This window comes from Pseudomonas sp. GW821-FHT01A09, from assembly GCF_058986725.1.
In genome coordinates, this window is sequence record NZ_JBYSWB010000016.1 from 1 (window position 1) to 24,309 (window position 24,309).

21 protein-coding genes are annotated in these 24,309 nt (G+C 62.9%); 10 read left to right on the plus strand and 11 right to left on the minus strand.

The window, feature by feature from the left end; all coding sequences use genetic code 11:
• Positions 1-273: 273 nt before the first annotated feature.
• Entirely contained in the window at positions 274-1,725 is a 1,452-nt protein-coding gene (gene pyk / locus AC3WJP_RS18185) for a pyruvate kinase (RefSeq protein WP_493721955.1), read from the minus strand.
• Between the two features lie 182 nt (positions 1,726-1,907).
• Here pyk and AC3WJP_RS18190 point away from each other — a divergent pair, with 182 nt between their 5' ends.
• A complete protein-coding gene (locus AC3WJP_RS18190) occupies positions 1,908-2,285 on the plus strand; it encodes a tetratricopeptide repeat protein (RefSeq protein ID WP_493721956.1) in 378 nt (125 codons plus the stop codon).
• A 137-nt stretch (positions 2,286-2,422) separates the two neighbouring features.
• On the plus strand, positions 2,423-2,782 hold the full coding sequence (locus AC3WJP_RS18195; protein ID WP_493721957.1) for a PilZ domain-containing protein: 360 nt from the start codon (positions 2,423-2,425) through the stop codon (positions 2,780-2,782).
• Between the two features lie 19 nt (positions 2,783-2,801).
• Here the strand turns inward: AC3WJP_RS18195 and AC3WJP_RS18200 are convergent, their stop codons facing one another.
• The 6 genes from AC3WJP_RS18200 to AC3WJP_RS18225 are packed head-to-tail and all read right to left on the minus strand — an operon-like array spanning position 2,802 to position 9,874.
• Positions 2,802-4,133, minus strand: coding sequence for a DUF58 domain-containing protein (locus AC3WJP_RS18200; RefSeq protein ID WP_493722081.1), 1,332 nt, complete (start codon positions 4,131-4,133; stop codon positions 2,802-2,804).
• Positions 4,134-4,149: 16 nt separating this feature from the next.
• Positions 4,150-5,367, minus strand: a complete 1,218-nt coding sequence (locus AC3WJP_RS18205) for an AAA family ATPase (protein WP_493721958.1) — start codon at positions 5,365-5,367, stop codon at positions 4,150-4,152.
• Complete coding sequence (locus tag AC3WJP_RS18210) at positions 5,364-6,539, minus strand: DUF4350 domain-containing protein (RefSeq protein ID WP_493721959.1); 1,176 nt, start codon at positions 6,537-6,539, stop codon at positions 5,364-5,366. The genes AC3WJP_RS18205 and AC3WJP_RS18210 overlap by 4 nt, the downstream gene beginning before the upstream one ends.
• A complete protein-coding gene (locus tag AC3WJP_RS18215) occupies positions 6,536-8,185 on the minus strand; it encodes a DUF4129 domain-containing protein (RefSeq protein ID WP_493721960.1) in 1,650 nt (549 codons plus the stop codon). Before AC3WJP_RS18215 ends, AC3WJP_RS18210 begins: the two co-directional genes overlap by 4 nt.
• Positions 8,172-9,152 carry a stage II sporulation protein M gene (locus tag AC3WJP_RS18220; protein ID WP_493721961.1) on the minus strand — a complete coding sequence of 327 codons (981 nt, stop codon included), beginning with the start codon at positions 9,150-9,152 and terminating at the stop codon, positions 8,172-8,174. Before AC3WJP_RS18220 ends, AC3WJP_RS18215 begins: the two co-directional genes overlap by 14 nt.
• Entirely contained in the window at positions 9,149-9,874 is a 726-nt protein-coding gene (locus AC3WJP_RS18225) for an RDD family protein (protein WP_493721962.1), read from the minus strand. Before AC3WJP_RS18225 ends, AC3WJP_RS18220 begins: the two co-directional genes overlap by 4 nt.
• A gap of 132 nt (positions 9,875-10,006) precedes the next feature.
• On the opposite strand from AC3WJP_RS18225, the gene sbcB reads away from it, so the two are divergent.
• The gene (gene sbcB, locus AC3WJP_RS18230) at positions 10,007-11,437 is read left to right on the plus strand and encodes an exodeoxyribonuclease I (RefSeq protein ID WP_493721963.1); all 1,431 of its coding nucleotides are present in this window, start codon (positions 10,007-10,009) and stop codon (positions 11,435-11,437) included.
• Between the two features lie 80 nt (positions 11,438-11,517).
• Here the strand turns inward: sbcB and mvaT are convergent, their stop codons facing one another.
• Positions 11,518-11,898, minus strand: coding sequence for a histone-like nucleoid-structuring protein MvaT (gene mvaT, locus AC3WJP_RS18235; RefSeq protein ID WP_493721964.1), 381 nt, complete (start codon positions 11,896-11,898; stop codon positions 11,518-11,520).
• 350 nt (positions 11,899-12,248) lie between these two features.
• Here mvaT and purU point away from each other — a divergent pair, with 350 nt between their 5' ends.
• Positions 12,249-13,097 carry a formyltetrahydrofolate deformylase gene (gene purU, locus AC3WJP_RS18240; protein ID WP_493721965.1) on the plus strand — a complete coding sequence of 283 codons (849 nt, stop codon included), beginning with the start codon at positions 12,249-12,251 and terminating at the stop codon, positions 13,095-13,097.
• A gap of 30 nt (positions 13,098-13,127) precedes the next feature.
• Positions 13,128-13,322: a hypothetical protein gene (locus AC3WJP_RS18245; protein WP_493721966.1), complete on the plus strand. Its 195-nt coding sequence runs from the start codon at positions 13,128-13,130 to the stop codon at positions 13,320-13,322.
• On the opposite strand, the gene gpgF is transcribed toward AC3WJP_RS18245, so the two are convergent.
• Positions 13,319-14,314: a glucosaminyl phosphatidylglycerol flippase gene (gene gpgF / locus AC3WJP_RS18250; RefSeq protein WP_493721967.1), complete on the minus strand. Its 996-nt coding sequence runs from the start codon at positions 14,312-14,314 to the stop codon at positions 13,319-13,321. The two genes, AC3WJP_RS18245 and gpgF, sit on opposite strands and share 4 nt — an antisense overlap.
• A gap of 266 nt (positions 14,315-14,580) precedes the next feature.
• Between gpgF and AC3WJP_RS18255 the strand changes: the two genes are divergently transcribed.
• On the plus strand, positions 14,581-16,056 hold the full coding sequence (locus AC3WJP_RS18255) for a helicase HerA-like domain-containing protein (protein ID WP_493721968.1): 1,476 nt from the start codon (positions 14,581-14,583) through the stop codon (positions 16,054-16,056).
• Between the two features lie 145 nt (positions 16,057-16,201).
• Here AC3WJP_RS18255 and AC3WJP_RS18260 read toward each other — a convergent pair whose 3' ends face one another.
• On the minus strand, positions 16,202-17,677 hold the full coding sequence (locus tag AC3WJP_RS18260) for an inorganic phosphate transporter (RefSeq protein ID WP_493721969.1): 1,476 nt from the start codon (positions 17,675-17,677) through the stop codon (positions 16,202-16,204).
• Between the two features lie 324 nt (positions 17,678-18,001).
• Positions 18,002-18,208: a hypothetical protein gene (locus tag AC3WJP_RS18265; RefSeq protein ID WP_493721970.1), complete on the minus strand. Its 207-nt coding sequence runs from the start codon at positions 18,206-18,208 to the stop codon at positions 18,002-18,004.
• A gap of 594 nt (positions 18,209-18,802) precedes the next feature.
• On the opposite strand from AC3WJP_RS18265, the gene pcaR reads away from it, so the two are divergent.
• The 4 genes from pcaR (at position 18,803) to AC3WJP_RS18285 (ending at position 24,277) form a co-directional block, all read left to right on the plus strand.
• Positions 18,803-19,645 (plus strand): pca regulon transcriptional regulator PcaR, encoded by an 843-nt coding sequence (gene pcaR / locus AC3WJP_RS18270; protein WP_493721971.1) that lies wholly within the window; start codon positions 18,803-18,805, stop codon positions 19,643-19,645.
• Positions 19,646-19,972: 327 nt separating this feature from the next.
• Positions 19,973-21,319, plus strand: a complete 1,347-nt coding sequence (gene pcaK, locus AC3WJP_RS18275) for a 4-hydroxybenzoate transporter PcaK (protein ID WP_493721972.1) — start codon at positions 19,973-19,975, stop codon at positions 21,317-21,319.
• Between the two features lie 160 nt (positions 21,320-21,479).
• Positions 21,480-22,685, plus strand: a complete 1,206-nt coding sequence (pcaF, locus tag AC3WJP_RS18280) for a 3-oxoadipyl-CoA thiolase (protein ID WP_493721973.1) — start codon at positions 21,480-21,482, stop codon at positions 22,683-22,685.
• Between the two features lie 302 nt (positions 22,686-22,987).
• Positions 22,988-24,277: an MFS family transporter gene (locus tag AC3WJP_RS18285; RefSeq protein ID WP_493721974.1), complete on the plus strand. Its 1,290-nt coding sequence runs from the start codon at positions 22,988-22,990 to the stop codon at positions 24,275-24,277.
• Positions 24,278-24,309 lie beyond the last annotated feature (32 nt).

The window sequence follows — 24,309 nt, forward strand, 5'->3', positions numbered from 1 at the left end:
GACCGTAAAAGCCAATGCCCCGACAAGTCGGGGCATTGGCTTTATTCGCTGCGAACTGAGTTTTCACACGGTCTGATGGATGGCCCTTGTGCGGCGTGCCACCTCTTCAGGTGCCGGAGCGCGGGTACCCTGAGCCTAGGCGAAGGGCCAATGGGCAGGGCGCGCCGCACAGGCCCGCAGCAAAGGACCACCCCCCAACCTGAAAACCACCGATGCCCATGAAAAAAGCCCTGACACTCACGCATCAGGGCTTCTCTCGTCACAGCCTCGACATCATTCCAGCCGATCACCCACGTGCAGGATCTTCATGCCATTGGTGCCACCGATCGTGTGGTAGGTATCACCTTTGGTCAGGATGACCCAGTCACCGGGCTCGACCACACCGCGCTTGAGCAGCTCGTTGACGGCGGCCTGGCTGACCTCGCTGTGCGGCATCGACGACGGATCGAAATCCACCGGGTACACGCCACGGAACATCGCGGCGCGGGCCTGAGTGGCACGTTGCGGCGAGAACGCGTAGATCGGCACCGAGGAACGCAGGCGCGACATGATCAACGGGGTGTAACCACTCTCGGTCAAGGCGATGATGGCCTTGACGCCCTTGAGGTGGTTGGCCGTGTACATGGCCGCCAGGGCGATACTTTCGTCCGGGCGGGTGAACTCGGTGTACAGGCGGTGGCTGGACTTCTTGCCGGTCGGGTGCTTTTCAGCGCCCAGGCATACACGGGCCATCGCCTGCACCGCTTCGATGGGGTACGAACCCGCGGCGCTTTCGGCCGACAGCATCACGGCGTCGGTGTTGTCCAGCACGGCGTTGGCGACGTCCGATACTTCGGCACGGGTCGGCATCGGGTTCTGGATCATCGACTCCATCATCTGGGTCGCAACGATCACCGCCTTGTTGTGGCGACGGGCGTGCTGGATGATCTTTTTCTGGATGCCAATCAGCTCGGCGTCGCCGATTTCCACGCCCAGGTCACCACGGGCAACCATCACCGCATCGCTGGCCATGATCAGGCCGTCGAGGGCTTCGTCGTCGGCCACGGCTTCGGCGCGTTCGATCTTGGCCACCAGCCAGGCGGTACCGCCGGACTCGTCGCGCAGCCGACGGGCGTATTCCATGTCGGCGGCGTCACGGGGGAAGGATACCGCGAGGTAGTCGACTTCCATTTCCGCGGCGAGCTTGATGTCGGCCTTGTCCTTTTCGGTCAAGGCTGGCGCGGTCAGGCCGCCACCACGGCGGTTGATGCCTTTGTGGTCGGACAGCGGGCCGCCGACCAGCACCGAGCAATGCAGGGCATCGCCGGTCGCGGTTTCGACACGCATCACCACGCGGCCATCGTCGAGCAGCAGCTCGTCGCCCACACCGCAGTCCTTGACCAGGTCCGGGTAGTCGATACCGACGACTTCCTGGGTGCCTTCGGTCAGCGGATGGCTGGTGGAGAAGGTGAATACATCACCGACTTTAAGCTCGATACGCTTGTTGGCGAACTTGGCGATGCGGATTTTCGGGCCCTGAAGGTCACCGAGAATCGCCACATGCCGGCCGTGCTTGGCCGCGATTTCGCGAATCAGGCGCGCGCGAGCCTTGTGCTCGTCTGGCGTGCCATGGGAAAAATTCAGACGGGCGACATCCAGGCCAGCCAGAATCAACTGTTCGATCACTTCCGGCGAGTTGCTCGCAGGGCCAAGGGTGGCAACGATTTTTGTACGGCGAACGGTCATGCACTGACTCCTTTATTGAAGCGCAGCGCAAGGCTACTCCTCAATCGCCCTGTAGTCATTGTTGTGCTGCACTACGAGGCAATGATTGTGATGATGGATGTGGGCAACAGCGATTGACGCGCCATTATGGCTGAAGTTTTTCCCGGGTGAGTCGATACACTGCCAAGTACAGGAGAACCCTCATGCGCCTTTTTCTCGTTTTTGCCGTTACGCTCAGCCTGGTTGGCTGCACCCGCTATGCGATGAATACCCATCTGAACAAAGCCTATCAAGCTTACGACTCGGGTGATTGCGCGACTGTGACACTGGAATTGTCCAAGGTCGATCGCGACAGCCGCGCCCGTCCCTACGTGTGGCCGGAAGTCTCGATGCTGCGGGGCCAGTGCCTGGAGCGTCAGAACCTGTTCATCGACGCCGCGCAGACCTATCAATACATCATTACCCAGTTCCCGCAGAGCGAATATGCCTACCGTGCCCAAGCGCGGCTGGTAACGCTGGAACAGCTGGGGCACTATCATCCAGGCAGCAGCCCGGTACAAGTCCGACCAGTGGCGTACTAGACAGCTGCATTGGCAGATGGCATTAGGCTAGCTATACGCTAGGCTCTATATCGAGGATGCATTGAATCCGAGAGGGCACTTTTCGGTGGGCCGCAGGGTCCACTTTTCTATTCAGACCCCAACACAGTGACTCGAGCATGTTTATCGAACGCCGAATCGAACGACATCAGTTGCCGTATTTTCTGAAGGTCTTCAACCGTCATACCGATCAGCCCATGGGTTACCTGGGCAACGTGTCGGAAACCGGGCTGATGCTGATCAGCCAGTTACCGTTGCTGGTAGGGCCCGAGTTCGCCCTGCAGCTCAAGGTGCCTGGCAGCGATGGCAGCCTGCAGCTCATCGATCTGGATGCTCATTGCCTGTGGTCTCATGAAGATGCGACCCCCGGCAACTACGATTCCGGTTTCAAGCTGGTGAGCACGCCGCCGGAATACGACCAGTTGGTCAGCGCCCTGCGCGGATATTTCAGCTTTCGCCCCATGAGCGCCTCGGCCTGACGGGCGCTCGTTGCTTGGCTCACAGCAGTCCGGCTTTCTTCCAATTCAGATAACGGCTGATCAGCCCGGCTCCGAGCTCGGCTGGCCGGGCGTCCATGAGCGCTACGCCGTGGGCCTTGAGGCTGTCGTTGAGCATGTCGCGCTGTTGCAGATAGTCCACCGCGCCGCAGTAGTCCAACGCCTCCTGCCAGGTGTGCAGCGGGGCCTCCCTGATCTGGTCCAGTACGCCCTCGCGCAGGCTGGCCACCAATACCCGATGGTAGCGACCGATCTGCTTCACGGCGGTGAGCAGTTGTTCGTCGTCTTCGTCGCCGAGATTGCTGACCAGGACGACCAGCGCGCGACGGCGTTGGTGCTGAAGCAACTGACGGGCGGCCTCGCTGAAGTCGGCCTGATGGCGCGAGGTGTCGAGGTCGTGGACGGCGTCGAGCAGGATGTTGAACTGGCGTTGACCTTTGCGCGGCGGCACGAAGCGCGGCGGCTCGCTGGCGAACGTCAGCAGACCGACCGCGTCGCCCTGGCGCAACGCCACATGGCTGAGCAGCAGGCAGGCGTTGAGGGCGTGGTCGAAATGGCTGAGGCTGTCGTCCTGGCTGCGCATGCGCCGGCCGCAGTCGAGCAGGAAAATGATCTGCTGGTCGCGCTCGTCCTCGTATTCGCGCACGATCGGCCGGCTGTGCCGCGCGGTGGCTTTCCAGTCGATCTGGCGCAGGCTGTCGCCGTCCCGCAACTCGCGCAGTTGATTGAACTCCATGCCCTGACCGCGGCGCGGTTGCTGGCGCACCCCCAGTTGATTGAGCCAGCTGTCCACGGCGGACAGGCGATCGCCTTGCAAGCCGGCGAAATCAGGGTACACACGCGGCTGATCGGCCAGTGGCAGCACCCGCGCCTGGCGCCAGAGCCCCAGCGGACTGCGAAGCTCCACCTCGCAGTGGCTGAATGGCTGAGGGCCGCGTTGTTGTGGGCAGATGCGGTACCCCAGGCGAGTGGATTGGCCGGCCGGCAAGGTCACCGCACGGGGCAGGCCCTCGAACCGCAGGCCGGCGGGCACGTGGTCGAAGACGCTGACGTGCACCGGGCTTTTGCCGGTGTGTTGGAACGTCAGCTCGATTTCGCTCCAGCGCGCCAGCGCCAGGCTCGCCGGCACCTGGCGGCTGGCGCTGGGCGACGGCAGACGCATCAGGCACACGGCATCCATCAGCGCCGCCAGCAGCATTGCCGCCAACGCGGCCCAGGCGATCAGGTCTAGCGTAGTTTCAGCCATCCAGTCCAGGGCCTTGGCCAAGCCCATCAAGGTCAGCGCCAGCAACGGCACGAGCAACCAGGCGAGCAGCCGGCGAGCGGGTCGGATCAGCATGAGTGGTGCCTCACACCCGCGGCGCCGGCACTTGATCGAGCAACTGCTGCAAGAGCTGATCGACCTCCATGCCGTCGATCTCCAGCTCTGCCGACAGCCGCACGCGGTGGCGCAGTACCGCCAGGGCACAGCCCTTGACGTCGTCCGGCAGCACGAACTCGCCTCCGCGCATCAGCGCCCGCGCCCGGGCACCCCGGACCAGGGCGATGGAGGCGCGCGGGCCGGCACCGAGGATCAACCCCGGCCAGGTGCGGGTGGCGCGGGCCAGGCGCACGGCGTAATCGAGCACGCGCTCATCCATTGGCAATTCGCTGGCCAGGCGCTGCAGGATAGCCACGTCCTTGGCCACCAGCACCTGACGCACCGGCTGTACATCGAGCATGTCGGCGCGGGTCGAGCGGGTGACCTGGCGGACCATGGCCAGCTCCTGATCGGCATCGGGGTAGCCCAGGCGCAACTTGAGCATGAAGCGGTCGAGTTCGGCCTCGGGCAGCGGATAGGTGCCTTCCTGCTCGATGGGGTTCTGGGTGGCCAGCACCATGAAGGGCTGAGCGATAGGCATGGCCGTGCCTTCGAGCGTGACCTGGCGTTCCTGCATGGCCTCGAGCAGGGCGGCTTGAGTCTTGGCCGGCGCGCGGTTGATTTCATCGGCCAGCAGCAGGTGGGTGAACACCGGGCCCTTGCGCAGGTTGAATTGCTCGCTCTGGCGGTCGTACACGGCATGGCCGGTGATGTCGCTGGGCATCAGGTCGGGGGTGAACTGGATGCGCGCGAAGTCGCCGCCGAAGCAGCGTGCCAGCGCCCGCACGAGCAGGGTCTTGCCCAGGCCAGGGACGCCTTCGATCAGTACATGGCCGCCCGCCAGCAAGGCGGTCAGGACGTCATCGATCACGGCATCCTGGCCGATCAGCACCTTGCGCAGTTCGTGTTGCAGCGCATGGATACGCTTGGTGGCGCGTTGACGCTGCTGGGCGGCGTGTTCTTCTTCGGTTTCGGGGGCGGGGGGCTGCGCGGCCGGGGATTCGCCGCCGGAGTTATCCACAGCGTCTGCCGCCTCCGGTGGCGCATCGGCCGCAGGCGCGCCCGCTTCTGCGTCCAGGTGCTCGTCGGTGCTGGCCTGGTGGGTACCCACGCCAGCTTCGGTCAGGTGTTCGGGGTGCTCATCCTGTACGGCGCGCTCGCCGGGCTCATCGTGCTCGTCGAGGGGGGGCATGCGATCGTTGGTCATAGGGTATTCCTGATGCGTTGCAAATAGCCCACTTGGCGGGTGAAGTCGCTTTGGGACATTTTTTGCGCCGGACGCGGGCGCAAGGCCTGCCCCACCGCGCTGGGCGTTTCGCCGGTCAGTTGCGCCAGCGCGTGCCATTGTTCGGCGATTGGCAGGCGTTCGAAACCGGGGTGGCGCCGCCGCGCGCGGCGCAGGATATCCTGTTGCAGGCTGCGCAGCAGGCGCTGATGGCCGCCGTGGCGGAGCATGAATTCGGCGCTGGCGTGCAGGTATTCACGCAGTTGTCGACGGGCCAGGGGCGCGGGCTGGCGAACCGGGCCATGGCGGGCGCCGCTGTACCAGGCGAACAGCAGCAGCCATATGAGCAAGAGCGTCAGGGCCTGCGGGAAATATCGCCACAGCTGGCTGGCCAAGGTGTCGTGCTCGGTCTGATAGATCAGCGCCACGTCGCGGTTCTGATTGAGGTACCAGAGCAGCCAGGCGTTGTCGTAGCGGATGAGCGCCGAGTTGCGCCACAGATCGGCATCGGTGACGACCGTGATCAGGCCCGCGCCGTAATCCAGTTGCATCAAGTGGGTGGAGTCGCTGCTATTGGCCCACGAGCGAGTGATGTCGGTGGGATCTTCGAGGTGAAACGCCGGGTTGAAGCTGAAATAGGCGGGCGCCTCTTCGTTGTCCAGATACAGTTTGGTCAGGCGCGGATAGGGATCGTCGGTCGGCTCTGCGGGCGGCAGCGTGCGGGTCTCGTACTGGCGCAGTTGCAGGCGGTCGAGCAGCAGGTCGTCGCTGCGACCCTTGCGCGGATCCCAGATCGCCTCGGCAACGAACAACAGGCGCCCGCCCTGGCGCACCCAGGTCAGGACCTGCTCGACCTGGCGGGGTGTCATGCGGCTGCGATCCCCTAGTAGCAGCAGGCTGGTAGTGGCCGCTGGCAGGCGCGGCAGGATGTCGAGGCGGTTGGCCTGGTCGACCCGCAAGCCGCGCTGGCGCAGAAAGCTCTGCGCCGCCAGATAGGGATTGGCGGCCACTGCGGGGTCGGCGCCCTTGTCGATGGTTTCGCTGTAGCGCTCCAGATGTCGCGCCAGATAGATGCCCAGCACGAGCACCGCCACGGCGAGCACCAGCGTGGCTATCAGGTAGCGCGGCTGCAAGCGCCTCACGGAACCACTCATGCAGGTGGCCTCTCATCCAATGCTGGCGGGTCGAACAGCAGGCGCCAATCGACCAGCAGTTGCCGTTGCTGGTCGAGCGGAACGGGCCGGTGGCCATAGGCGAGTGCTTGCCAATGCCGGGTCAGGCGGCGGCTGAAGTCTTCCAGGGCCGGCTGTCGCAGGCGGGCGATCTGGGCGAGGACCTGGCCCTCGGTGTCCGCGCCGCGCAGCACCAACTGATGATCGGTCTGCAGGCGCGACAGCAGCCCGCGGTACAACAGGCTCAAGGCTTCCCGTGGCTGGCTGGCCCACAACCGCTCGGCGGTGCTTGCGATGTCTAGGGGCAGCACGCTGTCAGGCACCGTCACCTGATGTCGCAACGGGCTTGCAGGAGGAGGTTGCTGGCGTTTTGGCTGCAGCCGGCTGACCAGGGTGGCCAGCCATTCTCGACGGCGCCACAGCAGCAGGATCGCCAGCGCCAGCAGCAACCCCCACAGCAGCACCTCGACAACCTTGGCCAGCACTTGCGGCCACGCGGGCAAGTGGGAGGGCGGCATCGTCGCCGCGGCTTCGCTTGCTTCGCGCGGCTCAGTGTTTTTCCAGCGCCAGCGGTTGACGGTCTGCATGTTCTTGAACGGTGGCGCGAGCACGATGGCCTGCGCCGCCTGCCGCGCCGCCTGGCTGGTCAAGGCCTGATGCAGCAGGCGCGGGCTTTGCGGGCCGGCGACAGTAACGGCTGGGGCAAGGGGGGCTGGGGGCGTCTGTGTCGGTGTCGGTGTCGTGACGGGCGCGGGCAGCATCGACGGCGGCACCGTCATCAGTGGCACCGGGTCGGCCCAGGCGTCGTGCGTCGGAACCGTCAAGGCGCTCAACACCGCCAGAGTGGCGAGCAGGGCGGCGATTTTGCTGGCGCCGCTGCGCAGACGCTGGCGCAAACGCCGGAACTGCAACTCGATGTCCCAAGCTTCCAGTACCGTGCGCCGATTGAGGTAAAGGGTGAAGCCGCAGGCGACGTAGATCGGTTCCCAGATCAGCAGGATCAGCACATAAAAGGCGTTGCGCAGATGGATCAGCCAAGGCGCTTCGACATAGTGCGCATCGAGCAGCAACTGCTGGTCGGCGAACGAGCTCAAGGTGTGGGGCGTGAGCATGTACAGCAGGCCCACGGCACCGAGGCCCAGGACCAGTTCCAGATGAATGCCCACCAGCGTCAGCCAGCGCGCGGCGCCGCCGTTCTGCCGGCGCAGCACCGCCAGGCGGCGCAAGCGCTGCTGGCCGCCGAGGCCTTCGAGCTGCAGCACCGGCAGGGTGAAACTGCGGCTCAGGCTCAAGCGCCGCCAGGTCAGGCTGGCCAGCAATTGCGGGCGCAGCAGACGCAGCCACTGGCGTAAAGCCTCGGCAAGGCTGGGCGCCGAGCCGAACAGCGACTGCGCGAGGATGTGCAGCGGCAAGCGTTCGAAGGCCGGCTTGAGCCACCAGATGAGGATGATGACGATGCTCGGATGGTCCCACAGCAGCAGTGTCAGCAGCGCGTACAGCGGGACGGTGGCGATCGCCCAACTGCTCAGCAACAGCCGCCAGTGGCGTGCGGCAAGCAGCACGCCGAGGTCTATGGCTTCCCAGGGATTGCGCGGGCGGATGACCAGGGTGGTTTCATTCAGCTGCATGCGGACCTCGGCCGGCACGGCTCAGATACACCGCCAGCAGCAACCACAGCGTACCCCCCACGGTATATTTGAGTGCGGGTGCGATGGCGGTCTTGGCCGACCAGTAGGCTTCGAAGAACGCCGCCAGCAGCAACATCAGCAAGGCGCCGTAGACCAGTTGCATGCTGGCTTTGGCGGCAGTGCGCAGCGCTTCGCCGCGGGTCAGCTGGCCGGGGGCGACCAATGCCCAGCCGATGCCCAGCCCGCCGGCGCCGGCCAGCACGATGGCAGGCAGTTCGAACGCACTGTGGCCGATCACGAACGACCAGAACGTCTGCCCCGAACCGATGTGCGTGAGGTGGCCTGCGGCGGCGCCGATGGTCAAACCGTTGAACATCAGGAAAAACACGCTGCCCAGCCCGGCGAACAGGCCGCCGGCGAAGGTCTGGAAGGCGATGCCGACATTGTTCATCACGTAAAAGCCGAACATCTGCCAGTCCTCGCTGGCGGGGCGCTCGGCACCCAGGCCCAGACGGCTCGACTGCGGATCGTACTGATGTTCCATGGCGCTGACCTGAGCCGGGTCGAGCAGGCTGTAGACCTGCTCCGGCCAGAAATATATCCACAGCGCCGAGCCCAGCAGCGTCAGCCCCAGCAGCAGGCCGGCCAGCAGAACCAGGCGCCACTGGCTGCGCACCTGACGGGGGAAATCGGCCAGCACGAAGGCGACTATTTGCGCACCGACCCGGCTGCGGTGGCGATAGAGCTGGCGATGACCACGCAGCGCCAATTGCTCCAGATGGTCGATCAGGCGGCTGCTGTAGCCGCGCGAACGGGCCAGTGCCAAGTGCTGGCACAGGCGACGATAGTCATGGCTGAAGCCCTCGCTGTGGGCACTGCGGGCCTTGCCGCTTTCCAAGGCGTTCAGGCGCAGGGTGAAGGCTTGCCAGAGCGGCTGGTGGCGTGTTTCGAAGGGCTGCTGCTTCATGTCGGCCCCAGCAGGCCCTGCGCCAGGCCGTCGAGCCGGGTGCGGGCGAGGGATGCCGAGCTGACGCCCAGCGGCTCGGCCAGAATGATTGCCAGCTCGTCGGCGCGGGCCCGGCTCAGTTGCCCCTGGCGTTCGGCGAAGCCGAGGATGGCGCGCTGGTCGGCGAGGGTCAGGCTAAAGGTCGGCAGCAGTGGCGTGGCGGCAAGCCGGGGCGGTACCGGGCTGGGTGGCCGATCCTGATAGACCACCATGCTGCCCGCTGCCAGATCGCCCAGGCGCCGGAAGGCCGGCTGATACAGGCAGCACAGCGCGCCAAGGCAATAGCCGATGGGCAGCAGGTCGACCACGCGCAGCAGATTGCGAATCAGCGAGGCCGACCAGCCGATGGCGGTGCCGTCCTCCATCACCACGGCGAGCTTCATCCACTGCTTGCCGGGTGTACGTCCCTGATTGAGCACTTCGAACAGCACCATGTACCACCAGTTGAGCAGAAACAGCAGCAGGGCCCCCAGGCCCATGCCAGACTCCCCGAGCGCGCGCAACAGGAAGAACATGCCGATCAGCAGAGCGCCGCGAATCAGCAGGTCGAGGCTGAAGGCGATGGCTCGGACCACCAGACCGGCCGGCCTGAGGATCAAGTCGATGCCCTCTGGTGTTTCCACCGCCTGGCGGGTATCCAGGGGCAGCGTTGCATTCCTTGGCGTTGCTGAAGTGTGGGGCATCGGAGTCTTGGAGTCTGCGGATAGGGCACTCAAGTCACCGACGATACCCGTCTGCGCGTCCGCTGCCCAGCCCGCTGGCCCCGTAACCGGGCAAAGCCTAGAATTCCCGCAAACTTTGTACAGGACCACCCCGTGACCTCGAGCATTTTCTGGTACGACTACGAAACTACCGGTATCAACCCTCGCAGCGACAGGCCGTTGCAGGTGGCGGGTATTCGTACCGATGTCGACCTCAACGAAATCGCTGCCCCGGTCAATCTCTACTGCCAGCCCAGCGACGACATCCTGCCCCACCCCATGGCCTGCATGATCACCGGCATCACCCCGCAGCGCCTGGCCGAGTCCGGGCTGGGCGAAGCCGAGTTCATGACCCGGGTGCACGCCGAACTTTCCGCCCCGGGAACCTGTGGCGCCGGCTACAACACCTTGCGTTTCGACGACGAAATGACCCGCTACAGTCTTTATCGCAACTTCTTCGATCCCTATGCGCGAGAGTGGCAGGGCGGTAACAGCCGCTGGGACCTGATCGATGTAGTGCGTACTGCCTACGCCTTGCGCCCGGACGGGATCGAGTGGCCGCAGCACGAAGGGCGCGTCAGTCTCAAGCTGGAACTGTTGACGGCGGCCAATGGCCTTGAACACGGCCAGGCTCACGATGCGCTGTCGGATGTGCGGGCGACCATCGCCATGGCGCGGTTGATACGCGACCGGCAGCCGCGTTTATATCGATGGCTGTTCGAGTTGCGCAGTAAACACAAAGTGCAAGAGCAAATACGCCTGTTGCAGCCATTGGTACATATTTCCGGCCGCTTCTCGGCGGCCCGCCATTACTTGGGAGTGGTATTGCCACTGGCCTGGCACCCACGCAATCGCAATGCCTTGATCGTTTGTGACTTGCAGCTGGATCCGCAGGGCATTTGGCAAGACAGCGCAGCCTCTTTGAAAGCGCGCCTGTATACCCGTCGCGAAGACCTGCAAGAAGGGCAGTTGCCCGTGCCCTTGAAGTTGGTACAGATCAACCGTTGCCCGGTGTTGGCGCCACTCAGTGTGTTGCGCCCGGAAAATATCGAGCGATTGCAATTGGATCTGCCGCTGTATGAAGCGCGGGCCGCAGCATTGCGTGAGCATCAGGCAGTTTGGCAAGAGCATCTTGGCTTGATTTATCAGGACGAGAAGTTCGATGCCGTCGAGGACCCCGAGCAGCAGTTGTACGATGGGTTTATAGGGGATCGTGACCGGCGTCTATGCGAGCAGGTACGTGTGGCTGAACCGGAAACACTGTCCTCGTCGCGTTGGATGTTCGACGACGGGCGATTGCCGGAACTGCTCAAACGTTATCGGGCACGTAACTTCCCGACTACCTTGAGTACTGCGGAACTTGAGGCCTGGTCGGCATTTTGTCGTGATCGTCTGATGCGTCCGCAGGCAGGTGCGCCCCATACCCTGGAGGCGTTCGATCTGGCCATGCTGGAGGCGCTGCCCCAGGCCAGTGGCGAGCAGCAGGCGGTATTGCAGCAGTGGCAGGCCTATGCCCAGGCATTGCGCACAAAGTTGCAGATATGAACAGTGCCCTTAGCGGCAATAAAAAACGCCAGCGAGCTGGCGTTTTTTTGTATCGGCTGTATCGGTTGTAACCGGTTGAATCAACCCAGCAGGTTGGCCCAGCTTTCAACCACATCACCGCCCCACTTGGCTTTCCACTCTTTCAGCGTCTTGTGGTTGCCGCCTTTGGTTTCGATGATTTCGCCATTGTGCGGGTTTTTGTATTGCTTGACCTTGCGCGCACGCTTGGTGCCGGCGACTTTGACCGCGGCACCACGCGGCGCCTTGTTGAACTTGGCCTCTGGGTCCAGCAGCGCAATGATGTCACGCAGCGATTTTTGATATTCGCCCATCAGTGTGCGCAGCTTGCCTTCGAATTCCAGTTCGGTTTGCAGTTTGTCGTCTTGCGACAGGTTCTTCAAACGCGCTTGCAGTTCTTTGATGGCTTCTTCTGTGGCGCGGTATTCGTTGATCAGGGACATATTGATGACCTTCGCAATTCAGGGTGGCAGGGGAGTCGATGGCTCAATAATAGACAGAGTATTTAATGAAGTAAACATCCAATGCCTGATACGACAAAATGAGCGGCCGAGGCTAATTAAGGCGACCGTGTCGACAAAAGAATGTTGCTGAAAAAATAATTGCAAAAGTTTTCACGTTGCACTCCGCGCAGGCCGACGATTAATCCATCTGTTCAGATCGTTAATATGCCCAACCCTCAAGGCAATCGGGGTTGCCGAGTGCCTGGATGGCAGCGGGTCGTCGGCACCGCTGGAGTTTTGCCCCGCAGCCGCTAGAATGGCGGCCTTTGCGAAGTTCTGGAGTTTAGCTAATGCGCACTTTTCGGCTGGTCATCGCGTGCCCTGACCGCGTCGGCATCGTTGCCAAAGTCAGCCACTTTCTGGCGTCCCACAATGGCTGGATCACCGAAGCCAGCCACCACTCCGACGATCAGAGTGGCTGGTTTTTCATGCGCCATGAAATCCGCGCCGACAGCTTGCCCTTTGGTATCGAGGCGTTTCGAGAGGCGTTTGCGCCGATCGCCGAAGAGTTTTCCATGGTCTGGCGGGTGACGGATACCGAGCAGAAAAAGCGCGTGGTGCTGATGGCCAGCCGCGAATCCCACTGCCTGGCGGATCTGCTGCACCGCTGGCACAGTGACGAGCTGGACTGCGACATTGCCTGCGTGATTTCCAACCACGACGATCTGCGCAGCATGGTCGAGTGGCACGGCATTCCTTACTACCATATCCCTGTCGACCCGAAGGACAAGCAGCCGGCTTTCGCCGAGGTCTCGCGCCGTGTCGCCGAGCATCAGGCCGACGTGGTGGTGCTGGCGCGCTACATGCAGATCCTGCCGCCCCAGCTGTGCCAGGAATACGCACAGAAAGTCATCAACATCCACCACAGCTTCCTGCCGTCGTTCGTCGGCGCCAAGCCTTATCATCAGGCCTCGATGCGTGGCGTCAAGCTGATCGGCGCGACCTGCCACTATGTGACCGAAGAGCTCGACGCCGGTCCGATCATCGAGCAGGACGTAGTGCGCGTCAGCCATAGCGACAGCATCGAGGACATGGTGCGCTTCGGCCGCGACGTCGAGAAGATGGTGCTGGCGCGCGGCTTGCGCTACCACCTGGAAGACCGTGTACTGGTGCACGGCAACAAGACGGTGGTGTTCTAGACTAGCCGGACACCGAGCGAGGAGGCTGCGATGCATGATCCACGGGACAAGGCCGCCTCTAAGGCCCCGCCCACCCTGGGCGAGGGCTGCTTGAGCCGTTACGACCCAGAGGCCCTCTCGGAAGACGACGGCACTGACTTCCCCGGCGCCGCCGAACTGTGGCAGCGCACTCAGCAGGCGCCGCTGCCCGCCGATCCGGACAATACCGACGAAAGCGCCGACTAGCCGCGCTTGCGGCCCATCAATTTGCTCAGCAACGGGCGCCCCAGCATCAGCACGAAGATCGGTCCGCCGACGACCAGATAGAAGTAATAGGTCACGCTGCGCCAGATCAGAATGGCGGCCGCCGCGGTCGACTTGCCGACCATAGGCGCCAGCAACGCCGCGCTGGTGAGTTCGGCAGTGCCGGCGCCGCCGGGCAGCAGGCTGAACTGTCCGGCGCTGAGCGAGAGGATCTGGATCAGAAAGCTCCATGCCCACTGGAAATCCACGCCCAGGCCCTGCAGTGCCAGGTACAGGATGCTGTAGCGCAGCCCCCAGTGCACGCAGGTCAGGCTGAAGACCATGATCAGCGTGCTGCGTGGCAGTTTCAGGGCATTGGTGAACGCCGCGATGAACCCCAGCCATTTGCGCGTCCAGCGCCAGCGCGTCGAGGACTTGAGTCGCACCCGCTGCATCAGGCGGCCGATCAGCAGCATCACCCGGCGGTGCCAGAGCCCCAGTGCCACGCAACCCACCAGGCTGCCGGCAACCAGGGCGGTGCTGATCACCAGCATCATCTGCTGGCTTTGGCTGATGCTGTGGGCCAATGCATAAAACAACACGCCGATCAGCGCGCACAGGAAGAACAGCAGGTCGCTGAGCTGATCCATCGCGAACACCGCGCTGGCCTGGGCTGGGCGCACGCCGTAGCGGCTCAGCAGCGCCATGATGGTCAGCGGCCCACCGCTGCCGGCCGGCGTCGCGCACCAGGCGAACTCGGCGGACATCACCACCCCCAGGCTCTGCAGGCGCGTGACCTGGCCGCGCTGATCGCCCAGCAGCAGGCGCAGGCGCAGGGTATTGAGCACCCAGCAGGCGAGAATGATCCCAATCAGGCCGAGCATCCACGACAACGGGAAGCTGCGCAGGCGCGCGAAGATCGCGGTGCCGCCGAGCAACATCGGGATCAGTACCGCAGCGACGATCGCCACCAATAACCAGGGCAGGCGCCTCATGCGATGGTTCCGGTGATCGACACCGACCACGGCGTGGTCGGCGGACAGGCAAGGCAGGCAGGTATTAGAGGAAGAATCATCAGCACGGTTCGGCAAACTCTCGAGTCGGGGCGTCCACAGGATTGACCACCGGCGGACGTACATGTTCGCCATGATACAACGCTCCCGTCCCGGACGAATGCCCGGCTGTGCCTATAATCGGATATCGCTGCGGCGCGCCATTGACTGGCAAGCTGGTCTGTAAACCGGATACGAGGACTTGAGAGATGGCCGATCCCGCACAACTTCTGCTCGGTGCCGACCTTGATGGCGCGCCCGTGGCGCAGGCCATGCGCCTGAGCAATCGCCATGGCCTGATCGCGGGCGCGACCGGTACCGGCAAGACCGTCACCCTGCAGCGCCTGGCCGAGGCCTTCAGCGATGCCGGCGTCGCGGTGTTCGCCGCCGATATCAAAGGCGACCTGTGCGGTCTGGGCGCGGTGGGGCAGCCGACCGGCAAGATTGCCGAGCGTATCGCGGCCATGCCGTGGCTGGGCTATCAGCCCAAGGCGTACCCGGTGACCCTTTGGGATGTCCACGGCGAAAGCGGCCATCCGCTGCGTACCACCCTCAGCGAGATGGGGCCGCTGCTGATCGGCAGCCTGCTGGAGCTGACCGACAGCCAGCAGGCGGCCTTGTACGCGGCGTTCAAGGTGGCCGATAGCGAGGGCCTGTTGCTGCTCGATCTCAAGGACCTCAAGGCGCTGCTCAATCACCTCAAGGACAATCCGCAACTGCTGGGCGATGACGCCGCACTGATGACCAGCGGTTCCAGCCAGGCCCTGTTGCGACGCCTCGCGACCCTGGAGCAGCAGGGCGCCGAAGCGCTGTTCGGCGAGCCGGCCTTGCAGCTCGAGGACATCCTGCAAACCGATGCCGACGGACGTGGGCGTATTCATCTGCTGGATGCCAGCCGGCTGGTGCACGAGTCGCCCAAGGTCTACGCGACCTTTTTGCTATGGTTGCTGGCCGAGCTGTTCGAGCAGCTGCCGGAGCGTGGCGATGCCGACAAGCCCCTGTTGGCGCTGTTCTTCGATGAAGCGCACTTGTTGTTCGCCGATACCCCCAAGGCCCTGCAGGATCGGCTAGAACAAGTGGTGCGGCTGATCCGTTCGAAAGGCGTGGGGGTGTATTTCGTCACTCAGTCGCCCAGTGATCTGCCCGATGGCATCCTCGCCCAATTGGGCTTGCGCGTGCAGCACGGCCTGCGGGCGTTCACCGCCAAGGAGCAGAAATCCCTCAAAGCTGTAGCGGATGGCTTTCGGCCCAACCCGGCATTCGACACCCTGGCGGTGCTGACCGAGCTGGGGATTGGCGAAGCGCTGGTGGGCACCTTGCAGGACAAGGGCACGCCGGCGATGGTCCAGCGCGTGTCCATCGCACCGCCGCAGTCCCGCATCGGCGCGCTGACGGCTGCCGAGCGCGCGGCGTTGATCGCTGGCTCGCCATTGCGCGGACGTTATGACAAGCCCGTCGACCGCGAGTCGGCCTATGAAATCCTCACCGCACGCAAGCTGCAGCCACCCGCCGAGGAGACTGCGGCGCCTGCAGGTGACAGTCTGGTGGACAAGGCCACGGAGTTTCTCGGTACGGCGGCGGGGCAGGCGATCAAGTCGGCGGTGCGCCAGGCCGCTGGCCAACTGGGTCGGCAGTTGGTGCGCGGGCTGATGGGCTCGTTGCTGGGCGGCAACAAACGCCGATAGGCATGAAAAAAGCGCCTCTTTGGGAGTAAAGCTTGCTCGCGAAGAGGGCTTGGAGACGTGCACGAATAGCTATGGATGTACGGTAAGGCATCGGGCCTCTTCGCGAGCAAGCTTTGCTCCCACAAGAGGCCCTTTCACACCGGGGTCAGGTCCCGAGCACCTTGGAGGCCAGCCAGAACAGCCCGGCGGCCAATGCCATCGAGGCGGGCAGGGTCAGCACCCAGGCCAGCAGAATGGTCTTGATGGTGCCGCCCTGCAGGCCGCTCTTGTTGGCGACCATGGTACCGGCCACCCCGGAAGACAGCACATGGGTGGTCGACACGGGTAGGGCGAAGATATTGGCCAGACCGATCATCGAGGCGGTGACGATTTGTGCCGACATGCCCTGAGCGTAGGTCATGCCCTGCTTGCCGATCTTGGTGCCGATGGTCAGGACCACGCGCTTCCAGCCCACCATGGTACCGATACCCAGCGCCAGGGCGACGGCGACCACTACCCAGAAGGGAGCGTATTCGGTGGTCTCGGTCAGGTCCTTGCGCAGCTTGTCGAGGTCAGCCTTTTCCCGGGCATCGAGTACTGGCAGCTTGCTGACCTTCTTCGCCGTGTCGTCCAGGCACAGGAGGTAGCGACGCACTTCGATACGTTTGTCCGACGCCAGCGCGTGGTAATCGGAGATGCCGTCGAGGTTGTTCAGCAGGGCGTGAATGGTCGGCTCGGTCTGTTGCGGGTTGCAGCTGGATTGGGCTGGCAGATCACTGTCCGACGCCTTGCCCAGGGCCAGGAACTCACCCAGAGAGGCACTGTTGCGCTGATAGAACTGGTTCAGGTGCGCGGTGGCGTCACGGGTGCGTTCGATCTGATAGGTGGTGCTGTTGAGGTCCAGCACGAACTGGCTCGGCACGATGCCGATCAGTACCAGCATGATCAGGCCGATGCCTTTCTGGCCATCGTTGGAGCCGTGCACGAAGCTCACGGCCATGGCCGAGATCACCAAAACCAGGCGATTCCAGAACGGCGGGTGCTTTTTATCGTCGAGCTTTTTACGCTGGTCCGGCGTCTTGTGCATCTTCGACAGCGGGCGCCATTTTTTCAGGATCAGCAACACCACGGCAGCGGCCAGGAAACCGGCTACCGGCGAAAACACCAGAGAGGCGCCGATATCTATGGCCTTCTGCCAATTGACGCCGTCGGCCAATGGAATGTCATTGAGCAGTGCATTGGCAAGACCTACCCCCAATATCGAACCGATCAGGGTGTGAGAGCTGGATGCCGGAATGCCGAAATACCAGGTGCCCAGGTTCCAGGCGATGGCGGCGGCGAGCAGCGAGAACACCATGGCCAGACCGTGGCCGGTGTTGACGTTGATCAGCAGTTCCACCGGCAGCAGATGGACGATGGCATAGGCCACGCCGACGCCGCCCAGCAATACGCCGAGGAAGTTGAACAACCCGGAAAGGAGTACCGCCAGTTGCGGTGGCATGGCCTTGGTATAAATGACTGTGGCCACCGCGTTGGCAGTGTCATGAAAGCCATTGATGAACTCGAAGGCGAGGACGAACGTCAGGGCGAGAATGAGGCTTATCACCACCCAGGCGTCGAGACCGCTGAATAATTCGATCATGAAGGTTTTGTGACCAGTTCAAAGGGGGCGCGATTATGCCAGAAAACCTTTGCTTTCGATGCACCACTGACCGACCGTTCGCGCGGTTCATAGGCGTACGGGTGAAACGCAGCGCTGCATCGATACACAGCGCAGCCGACTCGTATACCTGAAATACCCCTTGAAATCGGGGGCGCGGCCAGGACGGATTATTTTCAAACGATCGTATGAAAAAAGTGCGAGCGCTGCCGCCTACACTGTTTTCAGAATGTTCCTACATTCAGCGGTCTGCACCGATCTCGCCATGGCAAAGGCGCGCAGGCCCGTCACCAGCGAGGCACCTTGTCAGTGCTCCGCAGGTTCCTGCTTGAGTTCCTGCTCGATCTTTTGCAGTTCCTGCTGGAACGCCTGATCCTGAACCGTAGCCCTTTTGCGCCAAGGTTTGCGCTCCGGGTCGGGTTGGGCCGCGTAAGTGGTGATCTCGCCGCCGTAAACATCCTTGTAACGTTGTTCCTGGCGCTCGAGTTCCGCGCGCAGTTCGTCTTTCGTCACGTTATTACCTGATAGATTAATAAGACCATTTCGGACGTATTGTCCTTGCGCCTGGCCAGTCCGCTGAATTATTGGCGGGAGTGGTCGAGGCTGCATGGGCTGCGGCGTCCAAAGGTATTGCTGTCGCAGCTACAGAGTGGGTCGTCGCCAAGAAACCATGAGCCATTCCATGGGTTTGCCATGAAGAGCAGCATGCCGACCGGTCGAACGTGCCCGCGATAACCAGTGTCGAGCTGATGATGAGTAATCGCGGGAGTTTGCCATCCAGGTGCCGATTGTAAGCATGGGCGTCGTGGAAGACTATCCTCTCTCCGGCATGGAGGGTAATTCAAACGCTGCATTTTGTTTCAGCGCGCCGGACAAGTCGTAACTTAATCCGTAAACCCTTGCCTTGTAAAGTTTGAGCCAGCAGGCATTTAAAAGTTTCAGTTTATTAGCACATGTTTCATAGGCGGCGAAAAACCGTCTTGATTCGGCGCTGCCGTCATCCGGGGCGGGGTGTTGCGATAATCGGTCGGCAGTTCGATAATCGCCCGCAGCAGTCAGGTGTCCGTCTTGGCATCTGAATGAAATCCGAGCAGTCAGGAATTGCGCATGAACGACAAACTACGTAGCTCCTTCACTTCGCTGGCGCCGCCCATCGTTGCCTCGGCGGCCAAGCGCATACAGGCGTTTGCCGGCGATCCGGACTTCATGACCTCCCTGGCCCGAGGGCTGGCCGTGGTGCAGGCGTTCCAGGAGCGCAAGCGCCATCTGACCATCGCGCAGATCAGCCACCGCACTGAAATCCCCCGCGCCGCGGTGCGTCGCTGCCTGCACACCCTGATCAAGCTCGGCTACGCCACCACCGACGGGCGTACCTATTCGCTGCTGCCCAAGGTGCTGACGCTGGGCCACGCCTATTTGTCTTCGACGCCGCTGGCAGTGTCGGCCCAGCCGTATCTGGATCGCACCAGCGAACAATTGCACGAGGCCTGCAACATGGCCACGCTCGAAGGCGACGACATTCTCTACATCGCGCGTTCCGCCACCACCCAGCGGCTGATTTCAGTGGACCTGTCGGTGGGTGGGCGTCTGCCGGCCTACTGCACGTCCATGGGGCGCATTCTGCTGTCGGCGCTGGATGATGCGACTCTGCAGGACTACTTGAGCAACGTCGAACTGCAGCCCAAGACCAGCCGCACCCTGACCGATCCCGAGGCACTGTTCGCCTGCTTGCAGCAAGTGCGCGAGCAGGGCTGGTGCATCGTCGACCAGGAACTCGAGCAAGGCTTGCGCTCCATTGCCGTGCCGGTCTATGACGCATCCGGGCAAGTGCTTGCGGCGCTCAACGTGAGTACCCATGCCGGCCGGGTCCCGCGCAGCGAGCTGGAAACCCGATTCCTGCCGATTCTGCTGAGTGCCAGCCGCGAACTGAGCGCGCAGCTATTTAGATAAACCTGCGCAAGGCCCCCGCGATCAGGGGGATAGCCAGCAGGCTACCGATAGATGTCCGATAAACGCACGGATATGGGTTTGTCGAATTGACGGCCCCGAGCCTGCCTCATTAATGTCCTCGCCACGGATCGGCCCTGCGCGATCCTCAATAATAATGAGCGAGAGGCAAGGCCTACCATGAACCATCCCCAGCACGTGTATCGCCCACGTACACCCTATATCGGATCCCCCGGGAGCTGATCGACACCCTTTGCATTGCAACACCCTGTGCCGCGCCAAGCTCGGTACCGACGCCCTGTGCGTCACACTATAAAACGGATAAAAACCATGAACAGTCCCGAAAACAGAGTCGGACAGTGCCTCGACGTACAGTCCTTCATCAATAACAGTCCGATTTCTCGCTATCAGTGGCGAGTGGTCATCCTGTGTTTCCTGATCGTCTTTCTCGATGGCCTCGACACTGCGGCCATGGGTTTCATTGCGCCTGCCCTGTCTCAGGACTGGGGCATCGATCGCGCCAGCCTAGGGCCGGTGATGAGCGCCGCGCTGATCGGCATGGTCTTCGGTGCCCTGGGTTCCGGGCCGCTGGCCGACCGTTTCGGGCGCAAAGGCGTGCTGGTCGGCGCGGTGCTGGTATTCGGCGTGTTCAGCCTGGCGTCGGCCTTCAGCGGCAATGTCCAGGAGTTGCTGATCCTGCGCTTCCTCACCGGGCTCGGCCTGGGCGCGGGGATGCCAAACGCCACGACGCTGCTGTCCGAATACACCCCGGAACGCAAGAAGTCGCTGCTGGTGACCAGCATGTTCTGCGGCTTCAACCTGGGGATGGCTGGCGGCGGGTTTATCTCCGCCAAGCTGATTCCCGCCTTTGGCTGGCATGCGCTGCTGCTGATCGGCGGCATCCTGCCGTTGATCCTGTGCGCGGTGCTGTTGGCCTGGCTGCCGGAGTCGGCGCGTTTCCTGGTGGTGCGCAACCGTGGCGCCGACAAGGTGCGCCAGGTGCTGGCGCCGATCGACCCCGCCCAAGTGGCGCAAGCCGGCAGCTTCAGTGTGCCGGAACAGCAAACGGTCAAATCGCGCAACGTGCTGGCGGTGATCTTCTCAGGCACCTACAGCACCGGCACCCTGTTGCTATGGCTGACTTATTTCATGGGCCTGGTCATCGTCTATCTGTTGACCAGCTGGCTGCCGACGCTGATGCGCGACAGCGGCGCGAGCATGGAGCAGTCGGCCTTCATCGGCGCCCTGTTCCAGTTTGGCGGCGTGTTGAGCGCGGTGGGCGTGGGCTGGGCCATGGACCGTTTCAACCCGCACAAGGTCATCGGCACCTTCTACCTGCTGGCAGGCGTGTTCGCTTATGCCGTGGGGCAGAGCCTGGGCCATATCACCGTGCTGGCGACGCTGGTGCTGGTGGCCGGGATGTGCGTCAACGGTGCGCAGTCGGCCATGCCGTCGCTGGCCGCGCGCTTCTACCCGACCCAGGGCCGCGCCACGGGCGTATCGTGGATGCTCGGTATCGGTCGCTTCGGCGCCATTCTCGGAGCCTGGATCGGCGCTACGCTGTTGGGGCTGGGCTGGAATTTCGAGCAAGTGCTCACCGCCCTGGTCGTGCCTGCGGCAGTGGCCTGCACCGCTGTGGTGATCAAGGGGCTGGTCAGCCACGCCGACGCTACTTGATTATCTTTGTTCGATAATCGAACTGATAGTCGATTATCGGATTGTTTGACGTGCGGCAGACGCTTACTCTGCTGCACTTTGCGGCGCATGCCTCGCGCCTTTTTTATTCTGCACTGTCTAATCTGCCTCAGGCCTGCGAAGGCCCGGTAACAGGAGAAGCATGATGCGTGATGTCTTTATCTGTGATGCCATTCGTACCCCTATCGGCCGCTTCGGCGGCGGTTTGTCCGGCGTGCGTGCCGATGACCTGGCCGCCGCACCGATCAAGGCGTTGATCGAGCGCAACCCCTCGGTGCAGTGGGATCAGGTAGACGAAGTGTTCCTCGGCTGCGCCAACCAGGCCGGTGAAGACAACCGCAACGTCGCGCGCATGGCGGCCTTGCTTGCCGGCCTGCCAGAGAGCATCCCCGGTGTGACCCTCAACCGTCTGTGCGCCTCGGGCATGGATGCGGTCGGCACCGCCTTCCGCGCCATTGCCTGTGGCGAGATGGAGCTGGCGATCGCTGGCGGCGTCGAGTCGATGTCCCGCGCACCGTTCGTGATCGGCAAAGCCGATGCGGCGTTTTCGCGCAACATGAAGCTCGAAGACACCACCATCGGCTGGCGTTTCATCAACCCGCTGATGAAGGCCCAATATGGCGTCGACGCCATGCCGCAGACCGCCGACAACGTCGCTGACGATTACCAGGTTTCACGCGCCGACCAGGACGCGTTCGCCCTGCGCAGCCAGCAGCGCACCGCCGCTGCCCAGGCCGCGGGCTTCTTTGCCGAAGAAATCGTACCGGTGCGCATCGCCCATAAAAAAGGCGAAACCATCGTCGATACTGATGAACACCCTCGCGCCGATACCAGCCTCGAGACCCTGGCCAAGCTCAAGCCCGTCAATGGCGCGGACAAGACCGTTACCGCCGGCAACGCTTCGGGCGTCAACGATGGTGCCGCGGCGATGATTCTGGCGTCGGCCGACGCGGTGAAAAAACACGGCCTGACCGCCCGCGCTCGCGTGCTCGGCATGGCCAGCGCCGCTGTTGCCCCGCGCGTGATGGGCATCGGCCCGGTACCGGCAGTGCTCAAGCTCACCGAGCGCCTGGGCCTGGCGGTCAGCGATTTTGATGTCATCGAGCTCAACGAAGCCTTCGCAAGCCAAGGCCTGGCGGTACTGCGCGGCCTGGGCCTCGCCGACGACGCGCCGCAGGTCAATCCCAACGGCGGCGCCATCGCCCTGGGTCACCCGCTGGGCATGAGCGGCGCGCGCTTGATCCTCACCGCCCTGCATCACCTGGAAAAGACCGGCGGCAAGAAAGGCCTGGCGACCATGTGCGTCGGCGTGGGTCAGGGCCTGGCCCTGGCGATCGAAAAAGTTTAAGTGTTCAGATGGCAGGGCAGGCGCCTTCGCGAGCAAGCTCTGCTCCCACAGGTGAACCGCGTGTGGGAGCAGAGCTTGCTCGCGAAGGGGCCCTCGAGTCCACCGCATGATGAGCAGTAATAACACCGGTGCCATCAGGCGCTGGTGTGTTCGCCCCGGCTCGATCAGGGTGAGCTAGTCGATCACCCAGACCCACTCTTGCCTCCACGCAAGGCAGAAATGGGTCTGGGTAATTGCCTTGTGCTATGAGGATGTTACGGTATGTGTCTAAACCGTTAGTACCCTCAACGAGTGAGCAAAAAATGACAACAACTCATTACACGGGAGAAGAGCGCAAGAAGCGCATCTTCGCTATCGTCGGTGCCTCTTCGGGCAACCTGGTGGAGTGGTTCGACTTTTACGTCTATGCCTTCTGCGCCATTTATTTCGCCCCTGCGTTCTTCCCCTCCGACAACCCGACGGTTCAGCTGGTCAACACCGCCGGAGTGTTCGCCGCTGGCTTTTTGATGCGGCCTATTGGCGGCTGGCTGTTCGGCCGCGTGGCCGACAAGCACGGGCGCAAGAATTCGATGATGATTTCGGTGCTGATGATGTGCTTCGGCTCGTTGGTCATCGCCTTTCTGCCGACCTACGGCACCATCGGCGTCTGGGCGCCGATCATTCTCCTGCTGGCGCGCCTGTTCCAGGGCCTGTCGGTGGGGGGTGAATACGGCACCACTGCCACTTACATGAGTGAAGTGGCGTTGCGCGGCCAGCGCGGCTTCTTCGCCTCGTTCCAATACGTGACCCTGATCGGCGGCCAGTTGCTGGCGGTGCTGACCGTGGTGATCCTCCAGCAGTTCCTCGACGAGCCCGAGCTCAAGGCCTGGGGCTGGCGCATTCCGTTCGTGGTCGGCGCCGTCGCCGCGGTGATCTCGCTGCTGCTGCGTCGCACGCTGGAAGAAACCAGCACCGCCGAAACCCGCGCCGACAAGGACGCGGGCAGCATCGCCAGCCTGTTCAAGCACCACACGGCAGCCTTCATCACCGTGCTCGGCTACACCGCCGGTGGTTCGCTGATTTTCTACACCTTTACCACTTACATGCAGAAATACCTGGTGAACACCGCCGGTATGCACGCCAAGACGGCGAGCTACATCATGACCGGTGCGCTGTTCTGCTACATGTGCATGCAGCCGCTGTTCGGCATGCTGGCCGACCGTATCGGCCGGCGCAACTCCATGCTGTGGTTCGGTGCCCTGGGCGCGCTGTGCGTATTCCCTATCCTCATCGCCCTGAAAACCGTCACCAGCCCGTTCCTGGCATTCGTGCTGATCACCTTGGCGTTGGCCATCGTCAGCCTCTATACCTCGATCAGCGGCCTAGTCAAAGCCGAGATGTTCCCGCCGCAAGTACGGGCGTTGGGGGTTGGCCTGGCCTACGCGGTGGCCAACGCGATCTTCGGCGGCTCGGCGGAATACGTTGCCTTGCAACTCAAGGCCGGGGGCAGCGAAAACAGCTTCTACTGGTACGTGACGGTGATGATGGTGATCGCCTTCCTGTTCAGCCTGCGCTTGCCGAAACAGCCCACGTACCTGCATCACGATCATTGATCCATCCGCGCGCCCGCTATTGGGGCGCGCCT